We start from the raw sequence: 23,377 nt of genomic DNA on the forward strand, positions 1-23,377 counted from the left end.
CAAGGCCCGTGCCAGCGTGTACGAGGTTGTTCGAAAGGCCGTTGCTCGTCTGGTGAAAGAGGGCGTCATCGTTTCTAGCGGCGATGCCCGATTCAGGAACCGCGCCGAATACTCGCTGTACCTCCAAGGGGGCTACCAGACCCAACAAGCCGTTGCCCCACCCTCCGATGAACCAGCCATCCTGCCCCAACAATCTGTTGCCCCTATGCCCCAACAATCTGTTGCCCCTATGCCCCAACAGATTGTTGTTACTGCCCCAACAGATCGTTGCCCCCTAGGAGTACAGGAAGAATTTAAGGAAGAACTCATAGGAGTATCTCCGGCACGGCCGGGAGGACAGACAGAGATTGGTCTGCCTGCGGAACAACCTCCGTTGTCCAAGGCTGCCTTTGCCAAGCAGGTGACAGAGGAGGACTTCGACAAGTGGTACTCGATCTATCCCAAGCACGAGGGCAAGGGAGCGGCCGTCAAGGCCTACACAAAGGCGCGGAAGAAGGCTTCCTCCGACGCACTCCTCGCAGGAGTAAAGAGCTACGTGATTCGCCGCAAAGGTGAGGATCCCAAGTTCACCAAGGCGCCCGCCACCTGGCTCAATCAGGAGTGCTGGACCGACGAACCGGACCACTCCGGCGAGATCGACGTCTACGCGATCCTCGGCAAGGACTATTGGACCGCCGGCAAACCACCGGAAGGCCTGGACGTCGCCGCGGAGATCGTCTGGAAGAAAGAGCGGCGTGCCGCCCACAACGCCGAACGGCTCGCGGAAGCCAAGGTCAAGACCGCCGCCAAGCTCACGCCATGGGACAAGGGCTACCACCAAGGCCGCAAGCTATCCAGCCTCGTTCCGCGCCAATACGAATGGTGCAACCCACCCGCAGAACTCGAAGCCCTCGAAGAGGAGCAGACCGCGTGACCACCGACCCTCCGGCAGAACCCTGCTGCCTGCCCAACGAGATCCTCACCAACATGGCCGGCATCAGCTGGGCCATCGAATCCACACACCACATCAACTGCCCCAACACCACCTCACACCAAGGAGAGCGTCTAATGCCCCGTCGCACACACCCCACCATCCGCACCCAGCCGCGGCCGCCATATTCTGCGCCAGACCTCCGACCCGCCAACTACGACAACATGGCCCAGGCCCTTGTGGAGAAAGGGTTAGCAACGATCGCTATCCTCGACCGGCCCCGAAACACCCCCATGAAGCCCGGCGAAGGTGCGTGACCTCATGAAGAGCCAGTGCTCAGCGAAGGCGAAGGGAACGGGCGAGCGGTGCCGGCGTCCGCCCATCGCAGGTGGGAAGGTTTGCAGGGTCCACGGGGGAGCGGCCCCGGCCGTGAAGGCTGCTGCGGCGCGGAATGCCCAGATTGAGGCTGCTCGTGGCCAGCTGGCCGCTCTGGGCGAGCCGGAGGCCATTGACCCGTCTGAGGCCCTCCTGCAGTTGATCGGGTGGAAGTATGGCGAGGTGAAGTGGCTGCGCGTCAGGGTGCAGGAACTGCCGAACGCGGATCTGACGTGGGGGATCAGCCAGACTGACGTCGGTGTGGGCCCTGAGGGCCCGATCGACAAGGTCACGGAAAAGGCGTCTCCGTCGGTCTGGTGGACGCTCCTGCGGGAGGCGGAGAACCAGCTGGCCGACTATGCGGCGCGGGCGCTGCGCGCAGGCATCGAAGAACGACGGGTCAAGGTTGCAGAGCAGCAAGGCCACATCGTACACACCGTGATGATGGCTGTGTTTAATCGCCTGGCCCTGAGTCCCGAGCAGTGGATGATAGCGAAGACCGCCGCCCCTGAGGAGCTCCGGAGGCTGGCAAGTTGAGCGGGTACAGGCCACCACGGTTCAGCGGATTGGGTGCCCACGTCGGCGGTGTCAGCGCATGGGTTCTAGTCTCGATCTTGGAGCGGGCGAAAGCCTTGGACAGCATCCAGAAGATGCCCGCTGAAGCCCGGGAGGAAGTGCTCCACACCTATGACGCCCTGAGGGCAGCGGGCATCTATTGGGATGAGCAGCGCAGGGAGGTCAGCGCCACGACGCCAGTACCCCACCAGGGTGCTGCGGATCCGGGGGCGGACGCTGAGGCGCCGTCCGGCTCGGAACGGTGGACCGCCGAGCAGGTGGCCAGCGCACTCGGAGTGGTGCCCCGCCGCGTGGGGCAGCTCGTGGCCGCCGGCAGGCTGGATGGCATGAAGGTCGGGAACATGTGGATGATCACGCCCGACAGCGTGGAGGACTACCAGGCCGCGGAAACGCTCCGCCGTAAGGCTGCCTGATAAGAGGCCATTCGCAGGCCTGAACCAGCAGAACCAGCGAGAACACAGCGATCGGGGCGTTCCGGAGTGGGCGCCCCAATCGGCTATCCACCGCTTACCCACCACTATTGACACCGTTTCCGCCGCCGGAAGCGCGGAAGTAGCGAATCAAGGCGTCGCTGGAAACTGATCGTGGACGGTTCCTCACGGAACCCCAGCCGGGTTGCATGAACGCCGGGCTCCGTCCGTGGAAGGCGGGCCCCGGCGCAACCGGACACGAGAATCGACAGCCCCAGGAAGGGCCACAATGACCACCGACAAGGACATCATCGCCGCACTGCACGGCCAGCCCTCAGCACGGGACCGCGAGACCACCGCCGCTGTCGCAGAGACTTACGGACGCACCAGGACCAACACCGCTCGTGAAGGTGAACTGCCCCTTCAAAAGCGAGGCGACGTCAGCGAAACACTGGCCATCTGGGTAGCCAAAGAAGCCGCCGAAACGGCCACCGCGGGGCTGGCGGAGGCGCTCATGCGGGCAAACGCCAAGCTTGGCATCTACGAGGCGGAGTCCACCGCCAAGGGGATGGCGGCCGAGGCTTACTCGGAGGCAGCCAAGCGGAGTCCGTATGAGATTGAACGGCAGGAGTCGGTGGCGCGGTTCGTCACGAAGATGGCAGAGATCTCCGGGCGGAAAACCGCAGAGGCCACCAAGCCGCCGAAGATTGCGACGGCGACCAAGCCGACCCGGCAGGAATCCGCCGGCAGGGGACCAACGTGGATCACCGAGATCGCCCGCCCTGGCCGCGTCACCATCATCAAGTAGCCACCAACACCACACCTTCAAGGAGCATCAGCATGGCACTTTTCAGCAAGAGCATGGAGCAGGCAAGCGCAGCCGTCATCAAGGCCGCCGCGGTCGTGGCCGACTGGGAAGCAAAGGCCGCTGCCGCCCGTGCTGAGGCGCTGCGGCTGGACAGCGAATCGGGTGCGGCCGTCCTGGAGGACGAGTCCGCGGCCGAACGTATCACCCTGAATGTCCAGACGTGGGAGCGCAAAGCCCGCGCTTACGACCAGGCGGCCGAAGAGGCCCGGCGTAAGCACGTCAGCGCTTACCGGGAAGCCCTCGAGGTGGAAGCCCGCGAAGAAGACAAACAGGCCGCTGCGGCGGGCAAGGCATCCGCCGCGCACGCCGCCAAGGTTGCTGGCCTCCTGGCGCAGCTCAAAGATCTCGAAGGCCTCGACTTCGCCCCGGTGCACGTCCACAGCGCGGCCAGTGGCATCACCATCTCGTCCACGAATAGCGACGCCATGCTGAAGCCAGCCCGCAAGCACGAGATCCGGGCCGCCCTGATCCGCTACTACCTTCAGACAGGCACCATTGCCACCGACGTGCACATCCTGAACACCGCGCTCGGAACGTCCTTCACGGACAACTTCATCACCATCGGCGGGGAGGGCATCGAGACACCGGTGTCACTCCGCAGCGCCCCGACCCCTCAGGGCGTCTAACATGCCCACCCTCGACGAGGGCCTCCACCTGGCCGCCCTCGAGCTGGAAGAGGACCTCCGCAAGATCGACGCCGGCGAAGTCGTGGCGAGCCCCTTCAAACGGGCTGTGCTCGCCGGAGCCGTGCGCGCATGGAAGCAGCCGGTCGCGGACGAAATAGGCCCCACGTCACCTGATAGCGGTGGGTAACCGGTGGATCGCCGTTCATCGAGCTGAGCGCAAGCCGCTGGATTCCCGCTAAGCAGGGGTCCAGTGGTCAGCGCAACCTCAGAATGACCAATTCGCAGAGCATGCCCCCATAGCGTCCAGAGCCCGGCGTGATGCTTGCAGAACGGTTGGATTGGCGGCCGCGAGTACGTGTCGAAATCAGACCGGCCGCCGGTTCGAGTTGTAGTCCAGACAGATTTACGACCTATAGTGAGGGAACCATCGATGTTCGCTCCCCGAAGGCGACGCGTTCCGGGGGAAGGGGACTACCGAGTTGGAAAAAGTACAGGACTCAGGGCTTGCCGATGGGGAGCAGTGATTTCCCCTCAATGGACTCCAAGAAGCTCCTCCGCATACTTAGCCGATTGGGCTACGTTTCCTCTGGAAACGGCAAGGGCAGCCATGAGAGACTTGTGTGTTCCGGTCGTCCTACTTTGACTTGGGGATTCCACGCAAGGAAGGAAATCGCCGGCGGCCTTGTTAAGCAGGTACTGGTGAAACAGGTGGGTCTCAGTAAAGAGGAAGCGCTGGAGGTGCTCAATGGTAAGTAACGCTCAAATGATCATCACCACGTGGGGTGATGATTTCGCGTGCTCAGTGACTAGTCCACAACTTCCCGGCATCGTAGCGGCGTACGACAACCATCCGTCCGCGGTCGAACTCTTCAAAATCGCTGTAGCAGCCGGCCTAAGCCCCGATGGAACCGTTGACGTCCACATCCAAGTGGCATTCGAGGTTGATGACAAACAGTTCTTTGTCCGATCACGACACGATCATAGGGGCGACGAGCGTGGCCGCCTGGCTACTCAGATTGCGGAAGAGCTCCGACAGGATTCTGGGCTTAGGGAATACGCGGACGCCGATAGGTATGATGACGCAGTCGTCGTAGCGACGCTGCCCTCAGACCGCATTTATAACGTAATGATCGGCGCAGAAGCCGGACAGCCACTCACCATTGGCATGAGAAGTGCCGGCGGCTCGGTGCACTACATCGGGATGTTGTCCGGTGACAGCGCTTCCGAAGGTCGTCGACTTTCCGATCTTGGCCTCGATGCGTCATCCACAGTCGGACAGATGTTCGAAATGCTGGGCATCGGGTCATCCAGCCATCAACACGGCCGGATCCTCGTCACTGCCTGACACTCGCTTCCACATCAGCCGAGTATCGTCTTTGCTTGCCAACCAGGTCCCAGAGAAATGCGGTAGAAGCGCTCATTGAACCTGTCAAACGCCCCCTCACAGATCGCCCAGGCGATCCGTCAGGGGGCGCTTTCTTTAGGGGAACTCACGGGAAGTTCTGTCGGATTGCTTGAGGAACATGTGTGAGCCTCGCCGGGAACATTAGGGAATACCCGGACCGCGCACGAGGGGCTGATAGGTTCCCGGGCATGACGAACAAGATCCCCGGCCGCGAGCCGGACCTGACCATCAGGGAGGTGGCGGAGGCACTTCACCTTCACCCTGAATCGGTGCGTATCCTGGCGCGATCCGGGAAGTTCCCCAACGCGTACAAGACGGGCTTCGGCGGCCAGGGCTCCTCCATCCGGATCTTGTGGTCGGATGTTGAGGACTACAGGAAGCGTCAACCTCGCGCCTCCGGGTAGCGATGCCGGCGCCGTGGCGTCACGGCTGGCCAGTATGATCGCTTCATCGGCCCACCGCGGCCATCGTCGAATCCTGGGGGACTCATGAACAAACTGCCATTCCTTGCGATCGCTGGACTCCTCATGTCCGGGTGCGCAGTGACGCCGACGGCCGTGCCGTTAACCACGACGACAGCGCCCAGCGTCGCACCGACAGCGACGGCCACGCCAACCGTCACGATCACGGTGACCCCAACGGCTGCAGGGATGCCGACGACAGGTTCCTACGCCAATGACCTGGCCGCCATCGGGATCAAGCCAGACAATGTGCAGAGCTATAGCAAGTGGATGAAGGAACAGCTCTGCGATCAGGACGCTGTGGGACTCGGCGTCGCGGTGCGGAGTATCGGCGGGAACAGCTCGGGCGGCGGGATTCCAACGGTGCGTTTGACGGCCGCATACTTCTGTCCGAAAAAGACTCAGGAAATTGAAGCCGCATTGGACTACTTCAAGAAGTAAGCGGTGGGTATCCGGTGGCAGATGGCTCAGCGGGAGAAGCCAGCGGCTGATCGGCCTCGCTAATCAGGGGGCGGGCGCGGGGCCGGCCTGCGAATGGTCAGTTAGCAGCCTCACTCGCCGGCGCAGCAGCGGCCCGCTTCGCCGCTACGGCATCTTCCAGAATGCCCAGTCCAGCTTTGGTCCACTTGCCCGTGGCCGGGCCGTGTCCGGATACCGCTACGGGCGTCAGCTGACTGGGCTCGTAGCCGTGTCTGAGCAGCTGCGCTGCGACCTCGTGGACGTTGAAGACGTACATGAAACTGTCGCCGGGCCCTAGATGTTTCGGCAGCTTCACCGGCACCCGGTAGCTCTCGAAGCTTTGGATGTGGCTCCCGTTCGGGAGCTTGAATTTGACGCTGTGAACCGACGTCGATCCAACCAGCCCTTCGTTCGTCACATCCACCGCGATGTGCCACTCCTGAGCATCGGGGTTCGTCCCCCATGAAGTCTCGCCCAACAGCGTGAAGGACGTCGCCCGCACCTTCAGCCGCGCCTGATCACGGTAACGCGTGTGCATCGTCCATCCGAGAGTGCCGAACGAAACCACCATGGCCAGAATCGGGAGCACCTTCTCCCACCATGCGTCGCCGACTAGCTCAACCTGAACAACCTCGAGAATCATGCACTGATTCAATCATCAGCTGCCGACTTCCGCCGCCGGAAACGCGGAAACACAAGCCAGGCGCGGCGCCATAGCCTGATGACAAATACTTCGACCGTCATATTCCAAGGGAGACCATGTCCACCCGATCAGTAATAGTCCGCCTTGAGGCGGAGGTCGCCGGCTACGTGGCGGGCATGGGCCGGGCCGGCCGGGCCACGGACGACGTTGCCCGTCAGTTGGTGCAGTCCCGCCGGTCCATCGAGGACAACCAGCAGGCCATGGATACCGCGGGCAAGTCCCTGATTGTCTTCGGCACCGCCTCGGTGGCCGCTCTGGGGGCCAGCGCCAAGGCCGCGATGGACTGGGAATCAGCATGGGCGGGCGTCACCAAGACGGTCGACGGCAGCCCCGAGCAGATGGACGCCCTCGAGGCATCCCTCCGCGGGCTGGCTAAGACCATGCCTGCCACCCACGATGAGATCGCTGGCGTGGCGGAGGCGGCCGGGCAGCTGGGCGTGGCACGGGAAGACGTTGTCGGCTTCACCAAAACCATGATCGACCTGGGCAACACCACCAACCTCAGTGCCGATGAGGCTGCCACCTCCATCGCTCAGATCAGCAACGTCATGGGCACGATGGCCCGGGACGGGTCCGTCGGGGTGGAGCGCTTCGGTGCCACACTGGTGGCCCTGGGCAACGCGGGCGCGTCCACCGAAAAAGAGATCCTCGAAATGGCGAAGCGCATCGCTGGCGCTGGCAAGCTGATCGGGGCGTCCGAATCGGACGTACTGGCACTGGCGAACGCCATGGCATCCGTCGGTATTGAGGCACAGCTGGGTGGCGGTGTCATGTCCCGTGTCATGCAGAGGATGTACGCCGACGTGATGAGCGGCGGCGAGAGCCTGGAGACTCTGGCCTCTGTGTCGGGTATGTCCGCTAAGGACTTCGCCGCCACGTGGGAGTCGGACCCGGTACGGGCCGTCGACATGATGATCAAGGGGCTCTCCAAGGTCAAGGACGAGGGCGGCAACGTCGTCGAAACCATGAGCAACCTCGGCATCAAGGGCACCGAGGAAACAGGCGTGATCCTGCGTCTGGCCGGGGCCGGGGATCTGCTGTCTGAGTCGCTGGCCCTGGGCGACGAGGCGTGGCAGTCCAACTCGGCGCTGGCCGCGGAGGCCGCCAAGCGGTATGAAACCACCGAGTCCAAGGTCAAGGTTGCCTGGAACAACATCAAGGACGCCGCCATCGACGCCGGGGCGGTGCTCCTCCCGGTCATCCAGAGCATCGCCGAGAGCGTGTCCGGTCTGGCCCAGACCTTCGGCAGCCTCCCGGAGCCCGTCAAGGGCATCATCACGATGCTGGGCGGGGTGGTAGGTGTAACAGCCCTGGTGGGTGGGGGTCTCCTGACCCTCCTCCCGAAGATCGCGGCCACACGACTGGCCTTCACGCAGTTGAACGCGGCGAGTAGCCGCATCCCCTCCACAATGGGCAAGATCGCCAAGGGTGCCGCCGCCGCCGCGGGCATCGCCATCGTTGGTGTGGCCATCGCCAAGGCGTGTGAAGGCGACCGCCTGTCCAAGATCGACACGGGCATGGGCAAGGTGGACCTGTCCCTCCAGAAAGTGTCCAACAGTGCCCCTGACGCCGCGTCCGCGATGGACGGGCTGTTCCAGGCCCGCGACGGCAGTGGGCTTGTCAAGGACGTCGACGACCTGGACAGCGCGCTCAAGCGTACCTTCCGCAAGGAAGGAACACAGGCGTTCGAAGACTGGTCCGATGGAATCATGAACGGCATGGGCGTGGCCAAGGGTTACGCCCAGGACCTGAGTGGCGCATTTGAACGCCTCGACACCGGGCTCGCTGGTCTGGTCAGCAGTGGAAACCCCGAGGCGGCGGCCAAGTCGTTCGCCAAGATCCAAGAGGCTGCCGCCAAGCAGGGCATCGGCGTCGACGAGCTGATCAGTAAATTCCCCTCCTACGCCGACGCACTTAAGCAGGTCGAGGCGGACTCGGTAAAGGCTGGCAAGGGTGGGCAGGACGCAGCAAGTGGGACGAAGGCCCTGGCCGAGGGCCTCGACGAGGTTGGGGTGAGCGCCGAGGGTGCCATCACGGACCTGGTGAAGTTCACCGAGTCCCTGTTGAACGCGGGGCTCCTGCAGTTGAGCGCTCGTGATGCTGCCCGCGGCTTCCAGGAAGCCCTCGACGGAGTGGCCGCTTCCGCCAAGGAAAATGGCACGTCCCTGGACATCAACTCGGAGAAGGGCCGCGCCAACCAGGCCGCCCTGGACGCTGTCGCGGCGGCAGGCTACCGCGTGATTGATACCAACGCCAAGAACGGCGAGAGTCAGGAGGTTCTCCAGAAGAACCTGAGCGACACGTACCAGTCCCTGATCGACAGTGCCGGTCAGTTCGGCATCACGGGCGACGCTGCAATCGACCTGGCTCGTGAGGTCATGAACGTGCCCCCGGGCGTCAACATTGACTCCTGGATGGCAGACAAGGCCAAGAAAATGGCCGAAGGCACCAAGGCTGCGATGGACGCCATCGACGGGCGAACCATCAAGACCTTCGCCGAACACCGGGAGACAACCTTCCAGAGCGTTATCCGGAAGTTCTCCACGGAGCCCGATGTGGCTCCTGTGGGGGCGGGCACCGTCCTGGCCCCCAAGAAGGCCGCAGGCGGCGCTATCGAAGGCCGGGCCGGCGGCGGGGCCATCCGTGGCCCGGGCACCAGCACCAGCGACGACGTGCCGATCTGGGCCTCCGATGGCGAGCACATGCTCGACGCCGCAGACGTACAGAAGATGGGCGGACATAAGGCCGTCTATAAATTCCGCGACAACCTCCACACGGGACAGGTCCCCGGCATGGCCGCCGGCGGCGCCGTTGGCATGATGACCCCAGCCAACCAGATCATGACTTACCAAGCGCCTGCACAAACGCCGAGCCTGGAAGGGCTGACAGTGATGGTTACTAACCCATTCACGGGTGAACAGGTTCGCGGCTTGGTGACGTCGGTCGCACGCCAGGAGGCCGGGGCCGCCATTGGTGCTGCCGGCCGCGACATCTCAAGGGGGCGCTCGGTGTGAATGTGGCACCCAGAGTGAACCAAGCCTCGGGCTAAGCGCTGCGAGGCGCCACATCGCCATGCATCATGTCCCCGAAGTGGTGAACGACCCAGCCGCCGCATTCGGCGCGCCACACAAGGGTGATGTAAAGCGGATCCTCAACTACTGCCCCAGGAGGAAGGTCAACGCTTTTCTTGATGTCGCGGAACACGCGGACGTAGGCGACGTCCGCCTGCCCGTCAGCGTAGATGGCACTCTGGCCCATACCGGGATTATCGATGGTGCGAAGGAGCGCAGCCGCCATATCGATGAAACCATCCGCTGCCAGTGATTCGGGGGTCATCAGGAATTGAAATTCCCCGATGCTCTCGGGGTGAAAATCTAGTGCCGTGAAGAACATCCTTGCGATGTGGAACGGGTCACTCATGAGTTGCTGGGTCGTGTCAAAGTCGTCGGTCATAGGGCACAGGCTACGTGGGCCCGGGGTACCATTCTGCCGTTCGTTTCCGGTCGCGGTAGCGCGGAAGATTCCAGGCGAATGGTTCCGTAATGCTGATACCATGGCAGTCACCTCAGAAACTCTCCGGATCGTTGAACATCTCCGCGCCCAGCTCGTGGTGATGACGGACGCGCAGACTCTTGCCCTTACCCGGGCGTGGGTGGAGGCATGGGATGTTCTCGCTCCAGATTTCCAAGCCGCCGTCGCGGAGCTGGTCGCCGCCGGCGGGACCGTGCCGCGGTCCGTGGTGGCGAAGAACATCCGGCTCCGCGACGCGCTGCAAACCAGCCGGGCCGCCTTGGACGAACTGGCCCGCACCACCGAGACGGTCGTCGTCAACGACGTCGGGCAGGCAGTCCTGGACGCGGTCGACGGGCACGCCGCCGTCGTCGCCTCCCAGATGCCACCCACCACCGCGCCGGGCCTGTCCTTCACCCGGATGTCACCGGACGCGCTGGCCGCCATCGTGGAGCGCACCACGAAGCAGATCCACTCCGCGGCACAGCCGCTCTCGGCCGCTGTTGATCTGGCCATGAAACAGCAACTGACCCGGGGCATCGCCGTCGGTGACAATCCGCGACGGGCCGCGTCCCGGATCATGGCCGCGACCCAGCAGCGCTTCAATGGCGGGCTGACCCGGGCCCTCGTGATCTCTCGGACCGAAATGTTGGACGCTCACCGGGCCGCGACACAGGCCTCGGAGAAGACGAACACGAAGATCCTCGAGGACTGGGAGTGGCACGCGGCCCTCGATGCCCGTACGTGCCCGTCCTGCCTCGCCCAGCACGGCACCCGCCACCCGCTCACCGAGTCCGGCCCGAATGATCACCATCAGGGCCGCTGCGCCCGCGTATCGGTCACGAAGACCTGGGCCGAGCTGGGATTCACGGGCATCACCGAACCGGAGTCACTGACCCCGGACGCACAGGCATGGTTTCAGAACCTCACCCCGGATTCACAGCTGGCCATCATGGGCCCGGGCCGGCTGGAGCTCCTGCAGTCCGGCAAAATCGCCTGGGCTGACCTGTCCACGGTCAAGCAGACCCCCGGCTGGCGGGACTCACACGTTATGACCCCGCTTAAGGACCTACGCGGCTAGTCCTGCGCCGACATCTGCCACTCGATGGCACCGCACCACTTGCACGTCGTTTCGAGTCTGCCGCCGCTGAGACTCAGATGGATCTTAGACACCCGCCACTCGTGCGCCGGGCATTCCCCGGGCACTCCAGGATGGTCGTTAGAGTCGTCTTTCCCCACGAGCGAATCATACGTCCGGTGTGAAGTAGACGCGACTGGCTGGACTCGCGGACAAGCGACAGGGCAAGGCCGGTGTGGTGGGCCGAATAAGGCGTGACCCGTTAGCTTAGCTGGTGGCCCACCGCTTACCCACCGGAAACATCGAAAAGTATCGAACAACGATGAATGTGCACATGGGCTGATTGGGCCGTTCTGCCCCGGAATCTAGGCACTGACGACGTCCACCGAATACTGACGAAAAGCAGTAACTGCTAATCCTAAGGTCCTCGGTTCAAGTCCGAGTAGCCCTACCTTTCTGCGGAATTTCGTCAGGGTCCGCGGCCACAGGAGCCGTGGCCGGTGTTTCAACACCGGCCACGGCTTCCCTTGTTTCCAGGGTTCCGGGGCCTGTTTCTCCTGCCGGTGTTAGCCCTATCACTTGCAGGAGCCTGCCCGGCTGCGGTAAGTTACTCATGAGTAACATCCCGCCGGCGCGACGCGCGCGCCCTGATGGTCGCTGCTGATCACGAGTGAAGGAACAACATGTCCAAAGCTGACATCGACATCAATAACCTCCCGTACGCCGATGGCGACTTCTTCGCGTTCGAGCAGCTGCTCAGCAGCAAGGAACAGGACCGGCTGGCGGAGGTCCGGGAGTTCCTGGCCCGCGAGGTCAAGCCGATCGCCGTCGACTGCTGGAACCGCGGCGAGTTCCCGATGGAACTGATCCCGAAGCTCGCCGAGATCGACCTCGTCAGCCCGGTCAAAAGGCAGGGCTACTCCAACCTCTTTGCCGGCATCCTGCATGCCGAGGCAACCCGCGCGGATACCTCGATTGCGACTTTCCTGGGAGTCCACGACGGACTCTTCACGGGCTCCATCGAGGCCCTTGCCTCGGAGGAACAGCAGGAAGCCTGGCTCCCGGACATCTACTCGCTGAAGAAGATCGGCGCCTTCGGCCTCACCGAACCCCTTGGCGGGTCCGACGTCGCGGGCGGCACCCGCACCACGGCCCGCCGCGAGGGCGGCAGCTGGATCCTCAACGGCGAGAAGCGCTGGATCGGCAACGCCACTTTCTCCGACTGGGTTGTCATCTACGCCCGCGATCTCGCCGACAACCAGGTCAAGGGCTTCCTCGTGGACACCAAGACCGAGGGCTACAGCGCCACGAAGATCGAGAACAAGATTTCCCTGCGCACGGTCCAGAACGCCGACATCGTCCTGGACAACGTCGTGGTGCCGGACTTCTTCAAGCTCGCCAACGCCAACAGCTTTCGCGACACCAACAAGGTCCTCAAGGTCACGCGCCTCTCTGTCGCCTGGCAGGCCGTCGGCCAGCAGCTCGCGGCGTTCGACGTCGCCCGCCGCTACGCCGTGGAACGCAGCCAGTTCGGCCGCCCCATTGCCTCCTTCCAGCTGATCCAGCACCAGCTGGTGCAGATCCTCGGCAACACCGTGAGTTCCATGGGCATGATGGTCCGGCTGTCGCAGCTGGAGGACCAGGGCGAAGCGAAAGACGAGCAGTCCGCCCTGGCCAAGGCCTTCACCACGGCCCGGATGCGCGAGAGTGTGGCCCTGGGCCGCAGCATCCTCGGCGGCAACGGGATTGTAACGGACTATGAGATGGCAAAGATCTTCGCCGACGCCGAAGCCATCTACTCCTACGAGGGCACCCATGAGATCAACACCCTCGTGACCGGCCGCGCCATCACCGGCATTTCCGCGATCGTCTAGCGGCAACCCGGCAACCCGGCAACCCGGCGGCAAGGCACAAGAACCGTGCGGCCATGATCACTCCATGGCCGTGCGGTTCTTTTGTGGCTCCAGCTTGCGGCAATTTCACCGCTCGGATTCCGGCACCACCGGCAGCAGCACCGAGGGCCTGAGGTCCATCACGAATGCCAGCGGATCCAGATACTCCGCTCCGCGCCGCACGCCCCAATGGGTGCACGGCACCTGGCCGCAGTGGCCAGCCCGTACCAGCCCGAGGGTGTCGCCCGCGGCCACGGCGGACCCCGCCGTGAGGCCGCTCTCCACGGGCTCGAAGCTGCTGCGCAGCCCGTTGCCATGGTCCACGGTGATGACGGGCCGGTCCACCACCACGCCGACAAAGCTCACGGTCCCGGACGCCGGCGAGGCGACCGGTGCGCCGTCGTAAGCGGCGCGGAGGTCAACACCGCGGTGACCGCTCAGCCACGGCTTGGCCGGCGGATCAAACGCCCGCAGCACCGCCGGCCTTGGGCTCAGCGGCCAGCCCCAGGCGGAAGGCGCCTTCGGCTGCATGGGTGCCGGCGCGGGAGCGGCGGCCGCCGCCGGGGAGAACGCCACGAGTATGGCCGTGAGGATTGCCCGGGTGGGTCCAGTCTTCATGGACCCAGCCTGCCGGGGGTGCGGGGCGTACAAAAGTACCCTGCTGCGCCATGTGGATAGGCGCTCGGAGAGTCCGCTGCCAGCACCGTGAAACCGTCCAATCCGGCGGTGCCCCTGTAGTACACTTGGTAGAGCAGTTTGCTGTGCCCTCACGCTCGTTCAATTTAGATTGTCGTAGCCGGCACGCCTCATTCAGGGGTGCGGGGGAGCAGTGGCTGACTACGCGTATCCAGCCCTCCTCATTCGAAGCTTCAACTCTTCAGCGTGCGGAGGACTGCGCCTCTTGCGGTCCGGCCCTTGTGGTCCGGATAAGAAGCGCAGTGGATGCCAGGAGTGCCGCCCGCCTGGGTGGTGCTAATTAACCGTCAACTATTGGCAGGGTAAGAGAGCTCATGGGCTCTCTCATGAATGACCTGCCGGAAGGAGCGCCGGCATGCCCGTCGTAACTATGCGCCAGCTGCTTGACAGCGGCGTCCACTTTGGACACCAGACCCGCCGTTGGAACCCGAAGATGAAGCGATTCATCTTCACGGAGCGCAATGGCATCTACATCATTGACCTGCAGCAGTCGCTGTCCTACATCGACCGTGCCTACGAGTTCGTGAAGGCCACCGTTGCACACGGCGGCACCGTTCTCTTCGTCGGCACCAAGAAGCAGGCGCAGGAATCCATCGCCGAGCAGGCCACCCGCGTTGGCCAGCCGTACGTCAACCAGCGTTGGCTCGGCGGTATGCTGACCAACTTCCAGACCGTCTCCAAGCGCATCCAGCGCATGAAGGAACTGGAAGAGATCGACTTCGACGACGTCGCCGGTTCCGCTTACACGAAGAAGGAACTGCTGCTCCTTCGCCGCGAACTCACCAAGCTGGAAACCAACCTCGGTGGTATCCGCAACCTGACCAAGGCGCCTTCCGCGCTGTGGATCGTTGACACCAAGAAGGAACACCTTGCTGTCGACGAGGCCAAGAAGCTGAACATCCCGGTTGTTGCCATCCTGGACACCAACTGCGATCCCGACGAAGTCGATTTCCCGATCCCGGGCAACGACGACGCCATCCGCTCCGTCAACCTGCTGACCCGCGTTGTTGCTGACGCCGTTGCCGAGGGCCTCATCGCCCGCAACCAGCGCGCCACCGGCACCACGGAAGCTCCGGAAGAGCCGCTGGCCGAGTGGGAGCGCGAGCTCCTCGAAGGCAGCAAGACCGAAGCGGCTGCTGCCGCTCCGGCCGCCGAAGAGGCACCCGCCGCTGAAGCTGCTCCGGCCGCCGAAGAGGCACCTGCTGCCGCTGCAGAGGAAGCCCCGGCAGCTGCCGAGGCAACCGAAGCTGCTGACGACGCCGCCGGCGACACCAAGTAGCCAGTAAGGCAATCTGCCAGCTCAGCTGACAAATAAATCTGGATCTCCCCACTCGCCGCCCGCGGCGCAGGGGGTACCGACAGGATGGCCGCTCACCGGGTGAGCAGCCGTCCTGTCGGTCCGTACACCACATAAAATTTCTAGACAGAGGGGTTCACATGGCGAACTACACTGCCGCTGATATCAAGGCTCTGCGCGAGCGCACGGGCGCCGGCATGATGGATGTCAAGAAGGCTCTTGACGAAGCCAACGGTGACGCCGAGAAGGCCATCGAAATCATCCGCATCAAGGGCCTGAAGGGCGCTACCAAGCGCGAAGGCCGCTCCACCGCTGAAGGCCTGGTTGCCGCCAGGATCGACGGCGGCGTCGGCGTGATGATCGAAGTTAACTGCGAGACCGACTTTGTCGCCAAGGCTGACAAGTTCATCCAGCTCGCCGACAAGGTCCTCGCCGTTGCAGTCGAGTCCGGCGCAGCCGACCTCGAGACCCTGCTGGCCACCGAGGTCGACGGCAAGCCGCTGTCCGAGGTTGTCATCGAGGAGGGCGCCGTTCTGGGCGAGAAGGTTGTTGTCCGCCGCATCTCCCGCATCGAGGGCGCAACGGTCGACGCTTACCTGCACAAGACCTCCAAGGACCTCCCGGCCCAGGTCGGCGTCCTGTTCGCTGTTGACGGCGAAGGCGAAGCAGCAACCACTGCAGCCCACGACGTTGCCGTTCACATCGCCGCGATGTCCCCGAACTACCTCGCCCGCGAGGATGTTCCGGCCGCGCTGGTCGAGTCCGAGCGTCGCATCGCCGAGGAAACAGCCAAGGCTGAAGGCAAGCCCGAGGCTGCAATGACCAAGATCGTGGAAGGCCGCGTTACGGGCTTCTACAAGGGCGAGGTCCTCCTGGACCAGGCATTCGCCAAGGATGCCAAGAAGTCCGTCGCCCAGATCCTCGAAGAGGCTGGCGTCAAGGGCACCTCATTCGCGCGTTTCCGCGTCGGTTCTTAGCCAGAAAATAGTCATTCACGCTGAGGGGGTGGTCACTGCGGTGGCCGCCCCTTTTGCATGCATCCGGGGCGCCCCCTCTCAACCGGGCGGAATGACGCCTTTTGCCCCGGGCACGATAACCTCTTTTCAGAGTTCACCAACGGGAAGGCACCATGGAAACCGTCACCACTTCAGCCCAGCCGAAGAAGAGCCGGCGCCGAGTTTTGTTGAAGCTTTCCGGCGAGGTCTTCGGCGGCGGGAAGCTGGGCGTTGACCCGGATACCGTCCGCGGCGTGGCCAGGCAGATCGCAGCCGCAGTCCCCGACGTCGAGGTCGCAATCGTCGTCGGCGGCGGAAACTTCTTCCGCGGCGCCGAACTGTCGCAGAGCGGCATGGACCGCTCCCGCGCAGACTACATGGGGATGCTCGGTACCGTCATGAACTGCCTCGCGCTCCAGGACTTCCTGGAACAGGCAGGCGTGGAAACCCGCGTGCAGAGCGCCATCACGATGGGCCAGGTCGCCGAGGCGTACATTCCGCGCCGCGCCATCCGGCACATGGAAAAGGGCCGAGTTGTCATCTTCGGCGCCGGCGCCGGACTGCCCTACTTCTCCACGGACACCGTGGCCGCGCAGCGCGCCCTGGAGGTCCACGCCGACGTCGTCCTGATGGCCAAGAGCGGCGTCGACGGCGTCTACACCGCCGACCCGAAGAAGGACCCCACGGCCGAGAAGCTCCACCACCTCAGCTACGACGAGGCCCTGCGCCGCGACATCCGCGTGATGGACCAGACCGCCATGACCATGTGCAAGGACAACAACCTGACCATGGTGGTGTTCGGCATGGAAGGCGAAGGAAACGTCACCCGCGCCATCCGCGGCGAGGACCTGGGCACCGTAGTCACCCCCTAGCAGCGGCTAGGATGTTTTCAGGACAGTTCGGCGCCCCCGGGGTCGGGGGCCGCCAGGTGGAAGACACCGCCGGACCATAGACCGTTCAGTGCCCCGCCGGCGGCGGGTGCACCAAATTTCTGAGGAGAGACCGTGATCGAAGAAACCTTGCTCGAAGCCGGGGACAAGATGGACAAGGCGGTTGAAGTAGCCAAGGAAGACTTCGCCTCGATCCGTACCGGCCGCGCCAACCCTGGCCTGTACAACAAGGTCCTGGTGGACTACTACGGCTCACCCACGCCGCTGCAGCAGCTGGCCTCTTTTGCCATCCCGGACGCCCGCACCATCCTGATCACGCCCTTCGATAAGACCGCCCTGCGCGACATCGAACGCGCCCTCAGCGATTCCGAGGTGGGAGCCAACCCCTCCAACGACGGCAACGTCATCCGGATCACCATCCCGGACCTCACCCAGGAGCGCCGCAAGGAATACGTCAAGATCGTTAAGTCCAAGGGCGAGGACGCCAAGGTCTCCATCCGCAACATCCGCCGCAAGGCCAAGGAGACCCTGGACAAGCTGGTCAAGGACGGCGACGCCGGCGAGGACGAGGGCAGCCGCGGCGAAAAGGAACTCGACGCCATGACCAAGGCCCATGTGGACGGCATCGACGAGCTGCTCAAGCGCAAGGAAGCCGAGCTGCTCGAGGTCTGATGGGGGAAGAACAGCAGGCCCCCGGACCGCGAGTCCGGGGGCGGGGGAAAGTATGGACGAATCCCACACCCAAAGCCGGCAGGAACCTTCCTGCCGCCACCGCGGTGGGCCTTGTTATGCTCATTTCCGTTCTGGGCGGCCTGATCTTCCTCCCGCTGGTCTTTGTGCTGACCGTCACCGCGTTCGCGGTCTTCGGCGTCTGGGAAATCTTCCGGGCCCTGGAAACCTCGGGAACCCGGCTGCCGATTGTTCCGGTGATGACCGGCACCGCCGCAATGCCGGCAGCCGCCTACTTCGGCGGTGTGGAAAGCCTGCTGTTCGCCATGCTGCTCAGCAGTGTGGCGGTGCTGCTGTGGCGTTCCCTTGAAGGCGCGGCCGGGTCCGCGCGCAGCATCTTTGCCGGTGTCTTTACCCTGGCCTGGGTGCCGTTCCTGATCAGCTTCGCGGTGCTGCCACTGCATACCACTGTGGGGGTGGCGCCGGTAGGCCTCTGGCCCGACGGCGTGGTGCCGCCGGGTGCGTGGCAGATCGCCACCCTCCTGCTGCTCGTCGTTTCAAACGACACCTTCGGCTATCTGGTGGGCGCGTCGCTCGGCAAACACCCGATGGCCCCTAAGATCAGCCCGAAGAAGTCCTGGGAAGGCTTTGGCGGCTCCATCGCCGGTGCGATCGTCGTTGGTGTGCCCGCCGCCGTCTTCCTGCTGGACAAGCCCTGGTGGGTCGGTGTTGTACTGGCCGTGGGCATGGTCGCCGCCGCCACGGCCGGCGACCTCTCCGAATCCATGGTCAAGCGTGAACTGGGCATCAAGGACATGAGCAGCATCCTGCCCGGGCACGGCGGCTTTATGGACCGGCTGGACTCGATCGTTTTTGCTTCCCCGGTGGCCTTCATCCTCTTCTCGGCCATGGCCGGAGTCTAGGCCCTCCCATTTCCAATTTCGCTCCAACGTCCGGCCACTAGAATGGTGCCGAGCAAACCAGCCGAACGGCATTGAAGGAACATAGTTACAGTGGACATTCAACGGCAGATTCCTGCTTCCTTTGACCGCGTGCAGCGGAACGAATACGGCTACAACGCCAAGCAGGTCGATCAGTTCCTGCAGCGCGCACGGGTGTCCTTCGAGACCCCGAGAACCGCGGGCCGCCCGGTCAGGAGCGCCGATGTAAGGGCCGTCTCCTTCGATCCAGTCAAGGGCGGCTATGCCGCCGCCGGCGTGGACGCCGCGCTGGACCGCCTCGAGGATGCCCTGGCCCGGCGGGAACGCGATGAACTGGTCGCCGAGCGCGGCGAGGAAGCCTGGCTCCGCGAAATCGGCAGGCTCGCCGGACTGCTCCGCGGGCGTCTGCACCGCCCTGACGGCCAGCGCTTCCGGCGCCCCGTCAAAGCCAAGGTCCGCAGCTACAACACCACCGACGTGGACGACTTGTGCCATGAGCTGATCGGCTACCTCGAGCAGGACAAGCCGCTGAGCGTGGACAACGTCCGGCGCGCCGTCTTCCGCCCCACCATAGGCCGCGACGGGTACGAGGAAAGCCAGGTGGACGCCTTCCTGGACCGCGTCGTCGAACTGATGTCCACGATCGACTGACGTCGCTAGCGCTCGGTCGCGAGCGGCCGTTCCGGGGTGTGCAGCCTGGTCATCAGCCGGGTGATCGTCCGCGGCACCCGGTCCTTGGTCGCCCGGGACACCAGGACCATAACGGCGAACGCTGCCGGCACCGTCCACGCGGCGGGTTGGGCGAGCCACGACGGCGTCCCGGCGGCGCCCACGACGGCTCCGGCCACCATGGCGCCGCCGCACAGCACAGCACCGGTCACCATGCCGGCGATTGCCCCCGTATCCGTGAGCCCCCGCCACCAGATGCCCAGCAGCAGCACAGGGCAAATCGTGGACGCGGTGAACGCGAACACCATCCCGACGCTGCCGGCCAGCGCGAGCGAATCAGTCATGGATGCGATCCCCAGCGGCACAACGGCGGAAATGAGCGCCGCCCAGCGGAAGCCGCGCACGCTGCCGCCCAGCACGTCCTGGCTGATCACACCGGCGAGCGAGACCACCAGCCCGGACGTCGTCGACAGGAACGCCGCGAACGCTCCGGCCACCACCAGGGCGGTGAGCAGGTCGCCGGCCATTCCACCGATCATCCGGCCCGGCAGCAGCAGCACAAGTGCATCGGCCTGCCCGCTCTGGGCCAGCCCCGGGGCGAAGATCCGCCCGATCAGGCCGTACGCCGTCGGGAACAGGTAGAAGACCGAGAGCAGTCCCAGGACAATCAGCGTGGTCCGGCGGGCCGACTGCCCGTCCGGGTTCGTGTAGAAGCGCACGAGCACATGCGGCAGCCCCAGCGTGCCGAACAGCAGCGCCACCAGCAGGGAGATGTTCTGGTACGGCCCGGCCGGGGGAGCTGCCGTGGGGTTCACGGAAGCCTCGGCCACGGCGGGGGCCCCGGTGCCGGCCAGGACGAACAGGATGAAGAGGATCGGCACGGCCAGCGCCGTCAGTTTCAGCCAGTACTGGAACGCCTGGACGAAGGTGATGGAGCGCATCCCGCCCGCAATGACGGTGATGCAGACGACGGCGACCACCGCCACCTGCCCCACCCAGGCCGGCAGGCCGGTGGTGATCCGGATGGCCAGCGCCGCGCCGTGGAGTTGGGGGACGATGTAGAGCCAGCCGACCATCACCACCACGACGCTAGTGACGCGGCGTGCCGCCCGTGAGTCGAGCCGTGCCTCGGTGAAATCCGGAATCGTGTACGCGCCGGAGCGGCGCAGGGGGGCGGCCACGAACAGCAGCAGCATGAGGTACCCGGCCGTGTACCCCACGGGGAACCACAGGGCGTCCGTGCCGGAGAGCAGGATGAGTCCGGCCACGCCGAGGAAACTGGCGGCGGAGAGGTACTCGCCCCCGATCGCCGAGGCGTTCCACCACGGCCGGACCGTGCGGGACGCCACGTAGAAGTCCCCGGTGGTGCGCGAGATCCTTAGCCCGTAGAACCCGATGGCGGCGGTGGCCAGCGAGACGGCGGCGAACGCCGCGATGCCGACGACCGGATTCACCGGCGCCTCACTTGTCGCCGACGAGGTCCCGGTAGCGGGCCTCGTTCCGCGCCGCGGTCCGGATGTACAGCCAGGCGCTAAGCCCCACCACGGGATAGATGCCGGCACCGAGCAGGACCCAGTCGAAGGGAAGGCCGGCGATCGTCGATTCCGCGAGCCCGGGGACAAGTCCCAGCATCAGCGGGAAGGCGAGCAGGATGGACAGGAAACCGCCGGCCACCACGATCGCCAGCCGCAGCTGCGAGCGGATCAGCGAGCGGACGAACACCTGGCCGGCGTCGGACTCCTCGGCGGCTTCACGTGTGGCGGCGGCCGAGCGCACCGCGGGCAGCGCCGTGCCGTTCTGTGCAGCCCTGCGGGGGGCCGTAACCCGGACGCGGGTCATGCCTGCGGCCGGATCCGGGTCGCTTCAAGCTTCTCCCGCACGGACGGCAGGTGCCGCCGGCTGATCGGCAGTTCCGCCCCGGCCACGGTCACGCTGGGGCTCGCCGCGGCAAGCTTCATGTGGCTGACGTGGTTCAGGGCGATCAGGTAGGAGCGGTGCGTGCGGATGAACCCGGCGTCGGCCCATTGCTGTTCGAGATCGGCCAGCGGGACCCGGATCAGGTAGCTCGCGTCGGCGGTGTGGAGCCTGGCGTAGTCACCCTGGGCCTGGACGTAGGTGACATCCTCGCGCATGATCATCTTGGTGGTGCCGCCGAGGTCCACTGTGATCATTTCCGGTGCCTTCGCGCCGTCCTTGAGCAGATCGCAGATTCGTCCAATCGACTTCGACAGCCGCTCGGCGCGCAGGGGTTTCAGCAGGTAGTCCACCGCGGCCAGCTCGAACGCCTCCAGGGCGCAGTCCTCGTCGGCCGTTACGAACACGACGGCGGGCGGGTGTGCGCTGCGGGAAATGACCCGGGCAATGTCCAGCCCGGAGAGGGCGGGCATATGAATGTCGAGGAAGACGGCGTCGACGTCCTCGGCCTCGAGGGCGCGCAGGGCCTCGGCACCGGAGGAAGCCCGGTAAATGGTGCCGATCCGGTCATCCCGGCCGAGCAGGAAGGCCAGTTCCTCAACGGCGGGCAACTCGTCGTCGGCGACGAGGACATTAATCATGCTTCTAGAGTAGCGCCGCAGCCATGAGCCGCAGGCTCAGGCATCGTGACGGGGCTGGGATTTGGGTACCCGCATGGTGATCAGGGTCCCTTCGCCCGGTGCCGTCTCGATAACCAGCCCGTTGTCCTCGCCGTAAACCTGCCGCAGCCGGGTGTCGACGTTGCGCAGTCCCACGTGGTCGCCGTCGCTGTGCCCGGCGAGTACGGCCCGCAGCTGTTCGGGGTCCATGCCCACGCCGTCGTCCTCGATCGTCACCTCGGCGAAGGCGCCGGAGTCGTTGGCCGTAATCGAGATGTGGCCCGGACCTTCCTTGGCCTCCAGGCCGTGCCGGACCGCGTTTTCCACGAGCGGCTGGAGGCTCAGGAACGGGATCACGGTGCTGAGCACCTCGGGCGCGATCCGCAGGCTGACCTGCACGCGGTCCCCGAACCGGGCGCGTTCCAGGAGCAGGTAGCGGTCGATGCAGCGAAGCTCCTCGGCCAGGGTGGTGAAGTCACCGTGCCGGCGGAAGGAGTAGCGGGTGAAGTCGGCAAACTCCACCACGAGCTCGCGCGCCCGCACCGGATCGGTGTTGATGAAGGAGGCGATTGCGTTGAGCGAGTTGTAGATGAAGTGCGGGCTGATCTGGGCCCGGAGCGCACGCACCTCGGCCTCCATCAGCAGGGTGCGGGAGGCATCGAGTTCGGCCAGTTCCACCTGCGCGGCGACCCAGTCGGCCACTTCGCTGGTGGCGCGGACCAGTCCTGCGCCGGCCGACGGCGCGAATGCCGCCACGACGCCGACCACCCGGGTACCGGCCTTGATCGGGGCGATGACCGCAGCGCGCTCCACCACCGGCCGGGCCGGAACCACGCCCGTGGTCTGGGCGAGTTCCTGGACCTCGCCGGCCGGGATGACGGCGGTGTGGCCGCCGTCGAGCACCCCGACGGCGAGCTCCATCAGCACGGGACTGAGCTCCTCGCCGGCCCCGTCCCACGCGAGCACCCCCGTGGTGTCCGTGATCGCCAGCGCGTCGCTGCCCAGCAGGCTGCGCAGCTGCCGGCTGGCCTTGGCGGCGCCCGCCGGGTTGAGCCCGGTCCGCAGGTGCTGCCCGGCACGGGAGGCCGCGTGCAGCGTCTTGTAGGTGGCCTGTTCCGCGTCGGTGCCCAGCTCCCGGAAGGAACGCAGGACCTTGAGCCCCACGGCGACGACGACGGCGATCGCCATCGCGATCACGGCGACGGCGGCGGCGGTGAACAGGGGAGAGTCCGGCATGGGCCCAGCGTAGCGCGGGCACCCCCGCATGAGGTGCCGGGCCGTACTTCAGGTGCCGCTGGGCGCAGCATCCTGACCGCTGAGCGACGCAGGGTACGGCGGCTGTGGATTGTTAGGCGCATCACGATGCACAGTGAT

General features: G+C 65.0%; 27 protein-coding genes. 20 read left to right on the plus strand and 7 right to left on the minus strand.

Annotation, left to right across the window (positions count from 1 at the left end; all coding sequences use genetic code 11):
- Positions 1-373: 373 nt before the first annotated feature.
- From ACZYZE_RS09285 to ACZYZE_RS09335, 11 genes are all read left to right on the plus strand, one after another.
- Entirely contained in the window at positions 374-913 is a 540-nt protein-coding gene (locus tag ACZYZE_RS09285; protein ID WP_463907421.1) for an LvrA C-terminal domain-related protein, read from the plus strand.
- On the plus strand, positions 910-1,227 hold the full coding sequence (locus ACZYZE_RS09290; protein ID WP_463907422.1) for a hypothetical protein: 318 nt from the start codon (positions 910-912) through the stop codon (positions 1,225-1,227). The genes ACZYZE_RS09285 and ACZYZE_RS09290 overlap by 4 nt, the downstream gene beginning before the upstream one ends.
- A gap of 112 nt (positions 1,228-1,339) precedes the next feature.
- Positions 1,340-1,822, plus strand: coding sequence for a hypothetical protein (locus tag ACZYZE_RS09295; protein ID WP_463907423.1), 483 nt, complete (start codon positions 1,340-1,342; stop codon positions 1,820-1,822).
- Between the two features lie 113 nt (positions 1,823-1,935).
- Complete coding sequence (locus tag ACZYZE_RS09300; protein WP_463907424.1) at positions 1,936-2,274, plus strand: helix-turn-helix domain-containing protein; 339 nt, start codon at positions 1,936-1,938, stop codon at positions 2,272-2,274.
- A 286-nt stretch (positions 2,275-2,560) separates the two neighbouring features.
- Positions 2,561-3,079 carry a hypothetical protein gene (locus ACZYZE_RS09305; RefSeq protein ID WP_463907425.1) on the plus strand — a complete coding sequence of 173 codons (519 nt, stop codon included), beginning with the start codon at positions 2,561-2,563 and terminating at the stop codon, positions 3,077-3,079.
- A gap of 32 nt (positions 3,080-3,111) precedes the next feature.
- Positions 3,112-3,765 carry a hypothetical protein gene (locus ACZYZE_RS09310; protein ID WP_463907426.1) on the plus strand — a complete coding sequence of 218 codons (654 nt, stop codon included), beginning with the start codon at positions 3,112-3,114 and terminating at the stop codon, positions 3,763-3,765.
- Position 3,766: 1 nt separating this feature from the next.
- Positions 3,767-3,952, plus strand: a complete 186-nt coding sequence (locus ACZYZE_RS09315; RefSeq protein WP_463907427.1) for a hypothetical protein — start codon at positions 3,767-3,769, stop codon at positions 3,950-3,952.
- 347 nt (positions 3,953-4,299) lie between these two features.
- A complete protein-coding gene (locus ACZYZE_RS09320) occupies positions 4,300-4,521 on the plus strand; it encodes a type II toxin-antitoxin system HicA family toxin (RefSeq protein WP_463907428.1) in 222 nt (73 codons plus the stop codon).
- Positions 4,522-4,528: 7 nt separating this feature from the next.
- Complete coding sequence (locus tag ACZYZE_RS09325) at positions 4,529-5,110, plus strand: hypothetical protein (protein ID WP_463907429.1); 582 nt, start codon at positions 4,529-4,531, stop codon at positions 5,108-5,110.
- Positions 5,111-5,358: 248 nt separating this feature from the next.
- Complete coding sequence (locus tag ACZYZE_RS09330; protein ID WP_463907430.1) at positions 5,359-5,574, plus strand: helix-turn-helix domain-containing protein; 216 nt, start codon at positions 5,359-5,361, stop codon at positions 5,572-5,574.
- 84 nt (positions 5,575-5,658) lie between these two features.
- The gene (locus ACZYZE_RS09335) at positions 5,659-6,072 is read left to right on the plus strand and encodes a hypothetical protein (RefSeq protein WP_463907431.1); all 414 of its coding nucleotides are present in this window, start codon (positions 5,659-5,661) and stop codon (positions 6,070-6,072) included.
- Between the two features lie 97 nt (positions 6,073-6,169).
- Here ACZYZE_RS09335 and ACZYZE_RS09340 read toward each other — a convergent pair whose 3' ends face one another.
- A complete protein-coding gene (locus ACZYZE_RS09340) occupies positions 6,170-6,733 on the minus strand; it encodes a hypothetical protein (protein WP_463907432.1) in 564 nt (187 codons plus the stop codon).
- 116 nt (positions 6,734-6,849) lie between these two features.
- On the opposite strand from ACZYZE_RS09340, the gene ACZYZE_RS09345 reads away from it, so the two are divergent.
- Complete coding sequence (locus ACZYZE_RS09345; protein WP_463907433.1) at positions 6,850-9,807, plus strand: phage tail tape measure protein; 2,958 nt, start codon at positions 6,850-6,852, stop codon at positions 9,805-9,807.
- Positions 9,808-9,838: 31 nt separating this feature from the next.
- On the opposite strand, the gene ACZYZE_RS09350 is transcribed toward ACZYZE_RS09345, so the two are convergent.
- Positions 9,839-10,246: a hypothetical protein gene (locus tag ACZYZE_RS09350; protein ID WP_463907434.1), complete on the minus strand. Its 408-nt coding sequence runs from the start codon at positions 10,244-10,246 to the stop codon at positions 9,839-9,841.
- A gap of 100 nt (positions 10,247-10,346) precedes the next feature.
- Between ACZYZE_RS09350 and ACZYZE_RS09355 the strand changes: the two genes are divergently transcribed.
- Positions 10,347-11,384, plus strand: a complete 1,038-nt coding sequence (locus ACZYZE_RS09355) for a phage minor head protein (RefSeq protein ID WP_463907435.1) — start codon at positions 10,347-10,349, stop codon at positions 11,382-11,384.
- A gap of 680 nt (positions 11,385-12,064) precedes the next feature.
- Positions 12,065-13,255, plus strand: a complete 1,191-nt coding sequence (locus tag ACZYZE_RS09360; protein WP_459319572.1) for an acyl-CoA dehydrogenase family protein — start codon at positions 12,065-12,067, stop codon at positions 13,253-13,255.
- Between the two features lie 105 nt (positions 13,256-13,360).
- Here ACZYZE_RS09360 and ACZYZE_RS09365 read toward each other — a convergent pair whose 3' ends face one another.
- Positions 13,361-13,891 (minus strand): M23 family metallopeptidase, encoded by a 531-nt coding sequence (locus tag ACZYZE_RS09365; protein ID WP_463907436.1) that lies wholly within the window; start codon positions 13,889-13,891, stop codon positions 13,361-13,363.
- A 433-nt stretch (positions 13,892-14,324) separates the two neighbouring features.
- On the opposite strand from ACZYZE_RS09365, the gene rpsB reads away from it, so the two are divergent.
- The 6 genes from rpsB (at position 14,325) to ACZYZE_RS09395 (ending at position 19,412) form a co-directional block, all read left to right on the plus strand.
- On the plus strand, positions 14,325-15,248 hold the full coding sequence (gene rpsB / locus ACZYZE_RS09370; RefSeq protein WP_459319570.1) for a 30S ribosomal protein S2: 924 nt from the start codon (positions 14,325-14,327) through the stop codon (positions 15,246-15,248).
- Between the two features lie 158 nt (positions 15,249-15,406).
- Positions 15,407-16,243, plus strand: coding sequence for a translation elongation factor Ts (gene tsf / locus ACZYZE_RS09375; RefSeq protein WP_459319569.1), 837 nt, complete (start codon positions 15,407-15,409; stop codon positions 16,241-16,243).
- A 152-nt stretch (positions 16,244-16,395) separates the two neighbouring features.
- Positions 16,396-17,133 carry a UMP kinase gene (gene pyrH, locus ACZYZE_RS09380; protein WP_459319568.1) on the plus strand — a complete coding sequence of 246 codons (738 nt, stop codon included), beginning with the start codon at positions 16,396-16,398 and terminating at the stop codon, positions 17,131-17,133.
- Between the two features lie 132 nt (positions 17,134-17,265).
- Positions 17,266-17,823, plus strand: coding sequence for a ribosome recycling factor (gene frr / locus ACZYZE_RS09385; protein WP_459319567.1), 558 nt, complete (start codon positions 17,266-17,268; stop codon positions 17,821-17,823).
- Entirely contained in the window at positions 17,823-18,743 is a 921-nt protein-coding gene (locus tag ACZYZE_RS09390; protein WP_459319566.1) for a phosphatidate cytidylyltransferase, read from the plus strand. The genes frr and ACZYZE_RS09390 overlap by 1 nt, the downstream gene beginning before the upstream one ends.
- A 90-nt stretch (positions 18,744-18,833) precedes the next feature.
- Positions 18,834-19,412, plus strand: a complete 579-nt coding sequence (locus ACZYZE_RS09395) for a DivIVA domain-containing protein (protein ID WP_463907437.1) — start codon at positions 18,834-18,836, stop codon at positions 19,410-19,412.
- A 5-nt stretch (positions 19,413-19,417) separates the two neighbouring features.
- On the opposite strand, the gene ACZYZE_RS09400 is transcribed toward ACZYZE_RS09395, so the two are convergent.
- The 4 genes from ACZYZE_RS09400 to ACZYZE_RS09415 are packed head-to-tail and all read right to left on the minus strand — an operon-like array spanning position 19,418 to position 23,239.
- Positions 19,418-20,884: a sodium/solute symporter gene (locus tag ACZYZE_RS09400; protein WP_459319564.1), complete on the minus strand. Its 1,467-nt coding sequence runs from the start codon at positions 20,882-20,884 to the stop codon at positions 19,418-19,420.
- 7 nt (positions 20,885-20,891) lie between these two features.
- A complete protein-coding gene (locus ACZYZE_RS09405) occupies positions 20,892-21,269 on the minus strand; it encodes a DUF485 domain-containing protein (protein WP_459319563.1) in 378 nt (125 codons plus the stop codon).
- Positions 21,266-21,985 carry a LytR/AlgR family response regulator transcription factor gene (locus ACZYZE_RS09410; RefSeq protein WP_459319562.1) on the minus strand — a complete coding sequence of 240 codons (720 nt, stop codon included), beginning with the start codon at positions 21,983-21,985 and terminating at the stop codon, positions 21,266-21,268. Before ACZYZE_RS09410 ends, ACZYZE_RS09405 begins: the two co-directional genes overlap by 4 nt.
- Positions 21,986-22,021: 36 nt before the next feature.
- On the minus strand, positions 22,022-23,239 hold the full coding sequence (locus tag ACZYZE_RS09415) for a sensor histidine kinase (RefSeq protein WP_463907438.1): 1,218 nt from the start codon (positions 23,237-23,239) through the stop codon (positions 22,022-22,024).
- Positions 23,240-23,377 lie beyond the last annotated feature (138 nt).

The sequence above is a fragment of the Pseudarthrobacter woesei genome, assembly GCF_055412745.1.

Bases quoted from the DNA above. Each gene is read 5' to 3' on its own strand.
- ACZYZE_RS09300 (WP_463907424.1), top strand. From the start codon at position 1,936: ATGCCCGCTGAAGCCCGGGAGGAAGTGCTCCACACCTATGACGCCCTG.
- ACZYZE_RS09305 (WP_463907425.1), top strand. From the start codon at position 2,561: ATGACCACCGACAAGGACATCATCGCCGCACTGCACGGCCAGCCCTCA.
- ACZYZE_RS09310 (WP_463907426.1), top strand. From the start codon at position 3,112: ATGGCACTTTTCAGCAAGAGCATGGAGCAGGCAAGCGCAGCCGTCATC.
- ACZYZE_RS09315 (WP_463907427.1), top strand. From the start codon at position 3,767: ATGCCCACCCTCGACGAGGGCCTCCACCTGGCCGCCCTCGAGCTGGAA.
- ACZYZE_RS09320 (WP_463907428.1), top strand. From the start codon at position 4,300: ATGGACTCCAAGAAGCTCCTCCGCATACTTAGCCGATTGGGCTACGTT.
- ACZYZE_RS09325 (WP_463907429.1), top strand. From the start codon at position 4,529: ATGATCATCACCACGTGGGGTGATGATTTCGCGTGCTCAGTGACTAGT.
- ACZYZE_RS09330 (WP_463907430.1), top strand. From the start codon at position 5,359: ATGACGAACAAGATCCCCGGCCGCGAGCCGGACCTGACCATCAGGGAG.
- ACZYZE_RS09335 (WP_463907431.1), top strand. From the start codon at position 5,659: ATGAACAAACTGCCATTCCTTGCGATCGCTGGACTCCTCATGTCCGGG.
- ACZYZE_RS09340 (WP_463907432.1), bottom strand. From the start codon at position 6,733: ATGATTCTCGAGGTTGTTCAGGTTGAGCTAGTCGGCGACGCATGGTGG.
- ACZYZE_RS09345 (WP_463907433.1), top strand. From the start codon at position 6,850: ATGTCCACCCGATCAGTAATAGTCCGCCTTGAGGCGGAGGTCGCCGGC.
- ACZYZE_RS09350 (WP_463907434.1), bottom strand. From the start codon at position 10,246: ATGACCGACGACTTTGACACGACCCAGCAACTCATGAGTGACCCGTTC.
- ACZYZE_RS09355 (WP_463907435.1), top strand. From the start codon at position 10,347: ATGGCAGTCACCTCAGAAACTCTCCGGATCGTTGAACATCTCCGCGCC.
- ACZYZE_RS09360 (WP_459319572.1), top strand. From the start codon at position 12,065: ATGTCCAAAGCTGACATCGACATCAATAACCTCCCGTACGCCGATGGC.
- ACZYZE_RS09365 (WP_463907436.1), bottom strand. From the start codon at position 13,891: ATGAAGACTGGACCCACCCGGGCAATCCTCACGGCCATACTCGTGGCG.
- rpsB (WP_459319570.1), top strand. From the start codon at position 14,325: ATGCCCGTCGTAACTATGCGCCAGCTGCTTGACAGCGGCGTCCACTTT.
- tsf (WP_459319569.1), top strand. From the start codon at position 15,407: ATGGCGAACTACACTGCCGCTGATATCAAGGCTCTGCGCGAGCGCACG.
- pyrH (WP_459319568.1), top strand. From the start codon at position 16,396: ATGGAAACCGTCACCACTTCAGCCCAGCCGAAGAAGAGCCGGCGCCGA.
- ACZYZE_RS09390 (WP_459319566.1), top strand. From the start codon at position 17,823: ATGGGGGAAGAACAGCAGGCCCCCGGACCGCGAGTCCGGGGGCGGGGG.
- ACZYZE_RS09405 (WP_459319563.1), bottom strand. From the start codon at position 21,269: ATGACCCGCGTCCGGGTTACGGCCCCCCGCAGGGCTGCACAGAACGGC.
- ACZYZE_RS09410 (WP_459319562.1), bottom strand. From the start codon at position 21,985: ATGATTAATGTCCTCGTCGCCGACGACGAGTTGCCCGCCGTTGAGGAA.
- ACZYZE_RS09415 (WP_463907438.1), bottom strand. From the start codon at position 23,239: ATGCCGGACTCTCCCCTGTTCACCGCCGCCGCCGTCGCCGTGATCGCG.